This window comes from Bartonella sp. MU70NMGDW (assembly GCF_042194085.1).
Lineage (GTDB): Bacteria > Pseudomonadota > Alphaproteobacteria > Rhizobiales > Rhizobiaceae > Bartonella > Bartonella grahamii.
This window is the reverse complement of record NZ_JBHIMK010000063.1, coordinates 1-11,291: the sequence shown is the minus strand read 5'-3', so window position 1 is coordinate 11,291 and position 11,291 is coordinate 1. Positions and strand designations below refer to the sequence as shown.

Genomic DNA, 11,291 nt, shown 5'->3' with positions numbered 1-11,291 from the left:
AAACTGAAAAGCACATCTAGAAACGTCATAAGATACGAATGAACAGCCTTTTTAAAAAATAAAACTTTTTTGATTTTTTACTGTATAAACAGGTTTTAAATAAGAAAATCTCACGATTTTTTTGGTCTCTTATTCAACATGAAAAAATGATAAATTATCGTTATAAATTAATGTGTTGCTCTAATAAAGGTAAAACTTCTTATAAAAAGAATTACAGTTAGTAATACAAAAAAATTTATACAACAGTGAAAATACAATTACGATGTTTTGTTTCTATAAAAGGGTCACAGACATATAAGAGAGAAGAAGGAAAGACTATTTATAGGTGCACTTTTGTCTTTTTATGAAGATGATGAGATGAGTACGTTGAAACTTTTTACAGAGCGTGCATCATTATATTAAGAAAGATTTCTTTCAAAGATATATATCATATATTGAAACAGCTTACCTTGCAGAAAAGAGTGAGGTCATTATGATAATCGTTATCCATTACATTATGCTATAAGTTAAAAAAAATCATAAATTTGCGCTTATAAGAACAGCTAATTTATTGAGAAGTATTTTGGTACATTTATAAAAATTATTTTTTGTACTCTTGTCATTCTTCTGAGGTGCTTTATCTAAAAAGTAGAATTGCTCTTTAGTGAAACTATTTTTGTTAAGAGATAAATCGCAGTGTTTTTGGATGGAGATCAAGTTATATCTTCAAAGTCTTGTGTTTTTATTTATTTTTTAGCTTGAATCCCTCTAGCTAAAAGGGTTGGGGACTTTTCTAGATTCGATGTTGTTGCAAAGATTTTAGGGCGATGCCGTAATAAATAGCGGTGTCGAGGGGGGATTTTGTCTTCATTTATTGGTTTTTGAAGTGCGCAAACTTAAGGGTTTCGCCATGTGCGTTTTCACGCGTTGTGATGATGTTGAACTCTGTTGGAGGAGGTTCTTATGAGGAAAAAATATTCCACACCAAATTTAATTAAAGCTGTCTCGCTCAGCGCGGCAATGGCCACACTCTTATCGAGTGTTTCTCCTGTTTTTGCAGCGAATCTTGCGATAGTAGGAGGGACGATTCAAAGTACATCTGGTACTGGTGTTTCATATCCACGCGGTAGTCATGGCAGTATTGTTTTTGCTGGTGATGATGACTACTGTGGTGCAGACAATGTTATTGGTCGTGGCGGCAAACAACAGCAGGGAATTTCCGATAATCAACGAATAACTGCACAAGAACAATATGAGCGATTTATTGATGAGAAGGCTTTTAATGGTCGTAGTCCTTACGGCACGACCACTGAAAAGGTTACTTGGCAAGGCGCTGGGATTCTAACCAACAATGCTACTTATATGGGAATAAACACTGGTGGTATCGTTAATGCTATGCCTGAGGCTTATGGTGTTTATTCTTTTGCAACGGGTTGTGGATCTGCAGCGACGGGTAATTATTCAACCGTATTTGGTGCAGGTGCGACAGCAAAGGCAGGGGGTGCACAAGCCTTTGGTGTTTCTGCACTTGCAAGTGGTATAGCAAGTGTTGCTATGGGTGTAGGCTCAGAAGCATCGGGCAAATCTGCTGTTGCTTTTGGTGGACTTGCAACCGCTTCTGGTAAAAATAGCATTTCTATAGGTGTGCGTTCCCAAGCGACGTTGGATGATGCGATTGCGTTTGGTTCAGATGCAACAGCGAGCGGTATAAATAGTGTTGCTATTGGTAAGGTGGCATCTGCATCTGGTTACGATAGTATTGCATTAGGATTAAAGACCAAAGCAACTGACGAGTACGCGGTTGCTATAGGTACGAAGGCTGAAGCTCAAGCTCTTGGTTCTATTGCAATAGGTGGCGGAGAACCTGCAGTAAATGGGCAGGAAAGAAAAGTAATAGCTAAAGGTAAAAATTCGATTGCCATAGGTTCCCATACTTATGCTGAGACGGCTCATTCAGTTGCAATTGGTATAAATGCACAAGTACATGTTATAGATGGCGTTGCTGTGGGGGGAGGATCTGTCTCTCGTGTTGAGAGTGGTGTTTTTGGTTATGATCCTGTAACAAATACTACAACAAAAAAGAGTGATCTTGCATGGAAAAGCACTGCAGGTGATTTTAGTGTTGGTAATACTAATCAGAATTTAACGCGACAGATTACAAATGTTGCAGCAGGGAGTAATGACACTGATGCAGTGAATGTTGCCCAGTTGAAAGCTATGAGAGATGTCATAGCAGGAGGAGGAGCTTGGAAACTTTCTGCGAACGATACAAATCCTATAGACGTGAATTCAGGCAATGTCGTAGATTTTTCAGTGAAAAGTGAAAAAGAAGCGGGAAAAGACAACTTAAAGATTGCAAAAAACACTGCAGATAATAAGCATAAAATTGAATTTACTTTAAATGATCATCTTAAATTGACGCAAGTCACCACAGGCCAAAGCACGATGAGTGATGATGGCTTTTTTATTAATGGTAATGATGGTCCAAGCATGACTATTGATGGTATTGATGCAGCCAAGAAAAAGATCACAAACGTAGCAGATGGAGAAAAAGATACTGATGCTGTAAATTATAAACAGCTGAAAGCTATAGAAAATGCGACCAAAACGAGTTGGCAGCTTTCTGTTAATGGTGGAGATGCTACAGCTATTGGACCAAATGGCACAGTAAATTTCCAAGCAGCTGGAGATGAAAATAGAAAGAATATTAAGATTGAAAAAGACGACGATCACGATGTCACATTTGATCTAGCTGATGATATTGAGGTAATGAGTGTCACAGCAGGAGAAAGCATTATGAGTGCTGCTGGCTTTTGGTTTGAAGGTGGTGATGGGCCGAGCATAACTGTTAATGGCATTCACGCTGGTGATAAAACGATTAAAGGAGTAGCGGCAGGGGAAAATGATACCGATGCAGTAAATTATAAACAGTTACAAGATTTTACAGCAGGAATTAAAACAGGCTGGAAGCTTTCTGTTGATGGTGATAATGCTACAGATGTTAAAGCAGGGAGTACAGTGGATCTTATTGCGGGTGAGAATGAGGACGGTAGTAAAAATATCAAAATTACAAAAAACAAAGACAATAAAGTCACATTTGCTTTAGCTGATGATATTAATGTAATGACTATCACAGCAGGAGACAGCATTATGGATGCTGCTGGCTTTTGGTTTGAAGGTGGTGATGGGCCGAGCATAACTGTTAATGGTATTCATGCTGGTGATAAAACGATTAAAGGAGTAGCGGCAGGGGAAAATGATACCGATGCAGTAAATTATAAACAGTTACAAGATTTTACAGCAGGAATTAAAACAGGCTGGAAGCTTTCTGTTGATGGTGATAATGCTACAGATGTTGGGGCAGGAAGTACAGTAAAGTTTGTTGCAGTTAAGCAGAAGGAGGATGATAATAATGAGAGTGAGAACACAAATATAAAAATTACCAGAGGTGATAACAATGAAGTAAAGTTTGATTTAAGCGAATATATTAAAGTTGGTCGTGTAGAAACAGGGGATAGCAGAATGAGTAATGCCGGTTTCATGATCAAAGATGGACCAAGAATGACCAAGGGTGGTATTCATGCCGCCAATACAAAAATTACAGGAGTCGCAGATGGTCGCAATGAGCATGATGCTGTTAATCTTTCACAATTATATAAAATGAAGTTTGAGATAGAAGACAATAGTCTTGTTAAATGGGATGAAGGGCAGAAGCTCATTACAATTGGTGCGCAAAAAGATGGTACCAAAATCAATGTTGCCAATTCTAATAGTGAAAATCGAGTTATCTCTGGTATTGCGGATGGTAACATCGGAAAGTCCTCGAAAGAAGCTATAAATGGTAGCCAGATTAATACAATTTCTGGAGATATTGCAAAATTCTTTGGTGGGGATGCAGCATTTCAGGATGGTGCTTTTGTAGGTCCACAATATAACGTATCTACAGTTTCTACAGATGGTGAAGTAGCTCAGTATATAGCTGAAAATGTTGGTGATGCTTTAACAAAGCTTGATGCGAATGTCAAAAATGTGAATAGTCGTATAAAATATGTAGATAATAAATTTGATAAGTTCTCTCAAGATGCCTTATTATGGGATGATGGTAAACAAGCATTTGCTGCACGTCATGAAAAAGATGGACGTAAAACAGATAGTAAGATTACCCACCTTTTAAATGGTGATATTTCAGAAGAGTCAACAGACGCGATAAATGGTAGCCAGATTAATAAAATATCCAAGGATATTGCAGAATTTTTCGGTGGTGGTACAGAATTTAATAACGGAGTTTTTTCAGGTCCACAATATAACTTATCTAGAGTTTCTACAGATGGTAAAGTAGAACAGAAGACCTTTTACAACGTTGGCGAAGCTTTGACAGGGCTCGATGCAAATGTTAAAAATGTGAATAAAAATATACAGCATGTAACCAATGAGTTTGATAAATTGTCTCAAAATGCTTTACTGTGGAGTGAAAAGGATCAAGCATTTGTTGCGCGTCATGGAACAGATGGACAGAAAACAAATAGCAAGCTGAAGTATCTTTTAGATGGTGATATTTCAGAAGAGTCAACAGATGCAATAAATGGTTCCCAACTTTATACGATGGGTGATCAGATTGCGAATTATTTTGGTGGTGGTGCGAGCTATGAGAATGGAGAGTGGATAGATCCTACGTTCAAAATTTCTCAGCGTGAAGCGAATGGTACCATTACTCAGAAAAAGCATCATAATGTCGCTGATGCTTTTGAAGGTGTCGATAATTCTATCACAGATATTTATAATCAGATTAATAATGTGACAGAAAATAGTCTTGTGAAGCAAGAAAATGGGTCAGGTCTTATCACTATCGGTAAGGGAACAGGTGGTACTGAAATCAGCATTGTAAATAAAAGTGGTATGGATCGTACACTTTCCGGTGTAGAAGATGGAGAACTTTCTCAAACATCAACAGAAGCTGTAAATGGTAGTCAGATTAATAAGATATCAGCAGATATTGCAAAGTTTTTTGGCGGTGGTGCAAAGTTTATTAACGGTGCTTTTGAAGGGCTGAAATATACTTTATCGGCTATTGTAGATGGTAAGGTAGGGAAGGCTAACTTTTATGACGTTGGTTCAGCTTTAACAGGTCTTGATAATAATGTTCAAGATGTAAATAAGCGCTTAACAAATGTATCCAATGAGTTTAATCAGAAAATTGAAGATTTCTCAAAAGATGCTTTACTGTGGGATGATGATGAAGAAGCGTTCGTTGCACGTCATGAAAAAGATGGGCAGAAAACAAAGAGCAAATTGAAGTATCTTTTGGATGGTGAGATTGCTAAAGGTTCAACGGATGCCATTACGGGTAACCAGCTTTATTCCATGAATAACCAACTTGCGAATTATTTCGGTGGCGGTGCCAAATATGAGAATGGCAAATGGACAGATCCTACTTTTAAGATTGTTCAAGTCAATGCTGATGGTACGACTGTTGAGAAAGAGCACCATAATGTTGCTGATGCTTTTGGTGACGTCAATAAAAATATGTCAAATATTAATAACCGTATTGATGATGTCATCAACAAGGTCGATACAGATGCTTTAAAGTGGAACAGTGATAAAAAAGCCTATGATGCTAATCGTGTTGGTGAGCCGAGTAAGATTATCAATGTGGCTGATGGTAAAATTGAAAAAGGTTCGAAAGATGCGGTTAATGGTGGTCAACTTTGGGAAACCAATGAACGTGTTACGAGTGTTGAAAAAGATGTGAAGCATCTTAACAACAAAGTTGATAACATTTACAATACGATCGATGATATTAGTGGTGTAGTTATCAATATTGGTGGCAAAGTTGAAAAAATCAATGATAGAGTTGGCAACATTGAAAAGGACGCTGTTCGTTATGACAGAGATGAAAACGGCAAAAAAACCAATAAAATCACATTAGCGGGTGGTGATCCTAGTGAACCTGTTATGATTGATAATGTAGCTGATGGTAAAATTGAAAAAGGGTCGAAAGAAGCTGTAAATGGTGGTCAACTCCATGACTATACTAAAGAACAGATGAAGATTATTCTTGATCAATCCAAGCACTACACAGATCAACGGGTTAATAATATTGTGATTGATGCGATTGATGATGCTGTTGATCGGGCTAACCAATATACAGATATGAAGTTTAACGTTTTAAACTACAGTATTGAGAATGTAAAAAAAGAGGCAAGACAAGCAGCGGCTATTGGTCTAGCGGTGTCTAATTTACGCTACAATGATACACCTGGAAAATTAAGCGTTGGATTTGGTACTGGTTTATGGCGTAGTCAGTCTGCATTTGCCTTTGGTGCAGGTTATACCTCAGAAAATGGAAAATACCGCTCTAACATATCCGCAACAACTTCTGGAGGTCACTGGGGTGTAGGTGCGGGATTCAATATGACATTAAACTGATAATAAACAAAATACATAAAAATTCCTTTTCACCCCTGTCTCATGAGGCAGGGGTGAAATGTTGTTACGTATGTAAAAATTATATATATAAATTGATAAGCGCTATAACGACAAATACAGGTTTAAAAAACAGAAAAAACCTATACACTTTCAACAAAATGAACTTCTTATTTCAAAATAAGATAATAAGTTTTTTCATAAATCATAAGTCCATTATTTTCTGCGTTAACTTTTAAATCTAAAGAAAATTTCACTCTCTAAAAATCTATTAAAAAACTTTCTAGTAAGACAAAGGTATATATTTAAATGTACTTCAATTTTACTGTAGGAAGTTATAAAAACAATATACTAAACCAATTCTACCCCTTGCAAAAAACAACCAACAGGTTTAAAGATTAAAAAAACCAACCAACACAAGAAAACTTACCTTTTTAGGAAAGGTAAGAGAACAGAGCACGTTAACTACAAAACATCAACTTCTCTATCTTTTCAATCAGTCCTTAAGCTTTTGAATATATTTAGAAAAATCAATTTCAGAGAACTTTGTAGCGTTTAAATGTGTTTTTTTGTGGTTATAGTTATTTTTTCATTGGGGAGTTCATTATGAAAAAATTATATACAAAATTAGCAGGGAGCGATTTAAAATTTTCTTGTTTTTCTTTTGTTAAAGTTCTTTCATTGGCTACAGCGGCTACATTTTTATCGAATTTTACACCTGTTTTTTCAGCAAATCCTGATTTTAGAAACAGCTTTCTCGAAGGTGTTAACAGTGCTGGTGTTTCTTATCCGCAAAGCATTATCTCTGTTTCTGGTTTGAATGCTTCTTCTGTTTCAAAAGACAATTATTTAACAGCACTCAATAAAGCCGGGTTAGAAAAGATTAATGCTGCCGATGACTATGCAAATTTTTTAACTAAAACCCTCTCTGGTGTAAGTGATTATAGTCCTGTCGTGAATGTTTTGATGGCGGATAGCAAAAATGTATTGGCAAGAACCCTAGATGCAGGAGGGCAATATAAAAAGTCTCTCGTCAGTCCACGGTCATTTGTGGTTGATAGCTCTTTAGACCAACAGCTTGCACAGGATGATGAGAATACAGATATTATTAATGTGTCTAATATCTTACGGAGTGGTTCAACAGAGGGAATGCAACGTGATGTATCGGGAAATAATGTTATTTTTGGTAATGATATTACTTCGGAAACCACGGACAGTGTTGTTATTGGTTATAAAGCGAAGGCGGTATTAGCTGAAGGAAATAAAAAGCTAGCGGCATCCGTTATCATAGGTTCTAAATCTGAGATCCATAGAGGTGGATCCGTTGCTGTTGGTGCAGATATAGTGTCACTAAAGAATGACGCGGTTGCTGTTGGTCGTTTTGTACGGGTGGAGGAGGAGGGCGGTACAGCTTTAGGCTTCAAAACGCAGGTGAAAGTGGCAGGGGGCGTTGCTCTAGGAAGCAATTCTATAGCTAATAGGGCTGCTGGTGTTCCGGGTTATACTTCTGTGCTGCAGGGACCTGCAAAAAATACGTCATCTTATTGGAAATCTACATTAGGTGCTGTTAGTGTTGGTGATGCTGGTACTAAAAAAACGCGCCAAATTACAGGTGTAGCGGCTGGTAGTGAAGATTCAGACGCAGTGAATCTAAGACAATTGCAAGACTTAGAAGAAGTCGTAAGAAAAAATGGTTGGAAACTCTCTGTTGGTGGGAAAGATGCTAAAACAGTCATTATGGATAGCGGAGTAGATTTTTCCACTGGAAGTACAAATCTTAACATTACAAAAGGCGATAAAGATAATAATGTAAAATTTGATTTAGCTCAAGATGTTACATTAACGAGCTTAAAGGCAGGCACAACCACCCTAGATGCAACAGGTCTGGTCATTACTGATGGTCCGAAAATAACGACCGATGGTATTGGTGCTGGAAATAAAAGGGTAACTGGTATTGCATCTGGTGATCTTAGTGCAGATTCACAAGATGCGGTAAATGGGAGTCAGTTGAATGTTGTAGCGACCCATATAGCCGGATATTTAGGCGGTGGTGTTAAATTTACGAATGGCCAATGGGATGATCCAAAGTTCAAGATTAAAACTTTCAATCCTAAGACGAATGAGATTGAAGAAGAAAGTTTTTCGGATGTAGCAAAAGCCTTTGAGAGTGTGGGTAAGTCTTATGTAAATCTTCACAATGAGATTAAAAAAGCTACCGATGATAGTGTCTTTAAATGGAATGCCGAATCGAAGAGCATTAAAATTGCAGCCGGTGAGGAAGAAAGTGGGCAAGGAAGTATTGCTATAGGTATTGGATCAAAGACAAAAGGGGATGCAGGAATTGCGTTAGGGAAGCTTTCAAGTGCATCTGCCGAAAATAGTATTGCATTAGGTGGTTTTGCAGCGGCATCTGCTGAAAATAGTATGGCATTAGGTGGACTTTCAAATGCATCTGCTGAAAATAGTATTGCATTGGGCTCAAATGCACAAGTACAAGCTGATGTTACTGGTGGTGTTGCTGTGGGTTATAAATCTTTTTCTCGTAACTCGGCGTCTATTGTTGGCTATGATCCTTCTATAGGTAGCCAGTCAACAAATGATGATGTGATATGGAAAAGCACTCAAGGAGCTTTTAGTATTGGTGATACTCCGAATAAGATAACACGACAGCTTACAGGTGTTGCCGCTGGTACCAATGACACTGATGCTGTCAACATTGCGCAGCTGAAAAAATTAAGAGAATTTGTAGCACAAGGGTGGACACTTTCTCTCAATGATAAGGCTGTTTCAGGCTTTCAGCCGGGCGATATATTAAATTTGGTCTCTGGAAGCGAAAACTTTGAGATTAAAAATAGTGATGAAAGAGACAGTAACGATAAAAAAATAACATTTGATTTGGCACAAGATGTCACATTAAACAGCGTAAAATTAAAAGACGTCACTTTAGATAAAACGGGCTTAACCATTGAAAATGGCCCCAAAGTAATAGCGGATGGTATTGATGCTGCAGGTAAAAAAATAACAGGTGTTGCCGGTGGTTCTATAATATCAGCTTCGAGTGATGCGATTAATGGTGGTCAGCTTCATACAATCACTGAGGATTTATCAAAAATTTTAGGCGGAGATGTATCCTTTGATGGCAAAAACTTTAAAGTACCGGAGTATAAATTATCGAATATTGATGAAAAAGGTGAAGTAACAGATAAACCGCATACCGATGTTGGTTCTGCCTTTAAAGGACTTGATGACAATATCAAGAATGTGAACGCTCGTATTAAGGAAGTTTCTCAAGGTGTTGCAAAGGATTCGTTGTCGTGGAGCAAAGATGAAAATGCCTTTACTGCGCAGCATGGAGAAAAAGAAGGTGAGAAGACAAACAGCAAGATCACGTCTCTTAAGGATGGTGAGCTCTCAGAAAGCTCAACCGATGCGGTGAATGGCTCACAGCTCCATTCTACGAACACAGCCCTTGCGGAATATTTTGGTGGTAATGCCAAGTATGAGGAAGGCAAATGGACAGAACCTGATTTCAAAGTTGCGCAATTTGGTGCTGATGGCGTAGAAGGTGACGAGAAGACTTATCATAATGTTGCTGATGCTTTTGGAGGTGTTAACAGTGCTTTCACCACTTTGAATGAAGAGATTGTCGATGTAAGAGATAGTATCCTTGTTAAGCAAGAAGAAGAGGTTACTTTAGCGCGTAGTCTCCGTGCGGGGGGATCGGGTGCTATCACCATTGCTAAGGAAACAGGCGGTACTGAAGTAAGTATTCTCAACAAAGACGGTAAGGAACGGAAAATTTCTGGTGTGAGTTCTGGTGAACTCTCAGAAGACTCAAGCGAAGCGGTTAATGGCTCACAGCTTTTTACCACCAATAAAAATGTTACTACAGTTGCTGAGCATACAGCAAAATATTTTGGCGGAGGTGCCAAGTATGAGGGTGAAGCGTGGACAGATCCAAGTTTCACGGTTAAGACCGTTAAGGAAGATGGCACTGAAGAAGATAAAAGCTATACTGATGTAGCTTCTGCCTTTGAGGGTGTAGGTACTTCTATCACAAATGCAAAAAAAGAGATTATCAATCAGATTACTAATGCGAAAAAAGATTCTTTGAACTGGAGCGAAGCAGATAGTGCCTTTGTAGCGACGCATGGAGAAGGAGAGAAAAAAGGCAATAGCAAGATTAAGTATCTTGCGAATGGAGACATTACTGCAGACTCAACAGATGCGGTTAATGGCTCACAGCTTTTTACCACCAATGAAAATGTTACTAAGGTTGCTAAACATACAGCGAAATATTTTGGTGGTGATGCTAAGTATGAGAGTGGTGAATGGACAGGTCCAACTTTCAAGGTTAAGACCGTTAAGGAAGATGGCACTGCAGAAGATAAAAGCTATACTGATGTAGCTTCTGCCTTTGAGGGTGTAGGGACTTCTATCACAAATGTAAAAAAAGAGATTAACAAGGTTGTAGGTGATAACCTAGTTAAACAGGATACAGACAGCAAGACTATCAAGATTGGTGCGGAGACAGATGGCGCTACAATCAATATTGCCGATAAGAGTGGTGCTGATCGTGTTATTTCCGGTGTGAAGAAAGCAGAGAATGACAATGAAGCGGTTAATAAAGGCCAACTTGATAAGGGTTTAAAAGATCTTTCTGATAATCTTCAATCTGATGAATCAGCAGTTGTTCATTATGATAAAAATACAGATGAAGGAAAAACCATTAATTATGAAAGTGTGACGTTAGGGAAAGGTAAGGAAGCAAAAGCCGTTGCTCTTCATAATGTTGCGGATGGCAGTATTGCCAAGGATTCACGTGATGCCATTAATGGTGGACAAATTCATACCCTCTCTGGAGATGTTGCGAAGTTTTTAGGTGGTGG

The 11,291-nt window shown here is 38.2% G+C and carries 1 protein-coding gene and 1 pseudogene; both read left to right on the top strand.

The window, feature by feature from the left end; translation table 11 throughout:
- Positions 1-942 precede the first annotated feature (942 nt).
- The gene (locus tag ACFIKE_RS06620) at positions 943-6,405 is read left to right on the top strand and encodes a Vomp family autotransporter (protein ID WP_375648773.1); all 5,463 of its coding nucleotides are present in this window, start codon (positions 943-945) and stop codon (positions 6,403-6,405) included.
- Between the two features lie 603 nt (positions 6,406-7,008).
- Positions 7,009-11,291, top strand: a pseudogene (locus ACFIKE_RS06615) (hypothetical protein); the annotation flags it as partial.

What these genes read in the sequence shown, in the direction of transcription:
- ACFIKE_RS06620 (WP_375648773.1), top strand. Translation starts at nt 943, where the DNA reads ATGAGGAAAAAATATTCCACACCAAATTTAATTAAAGCTGTCTCGCTC.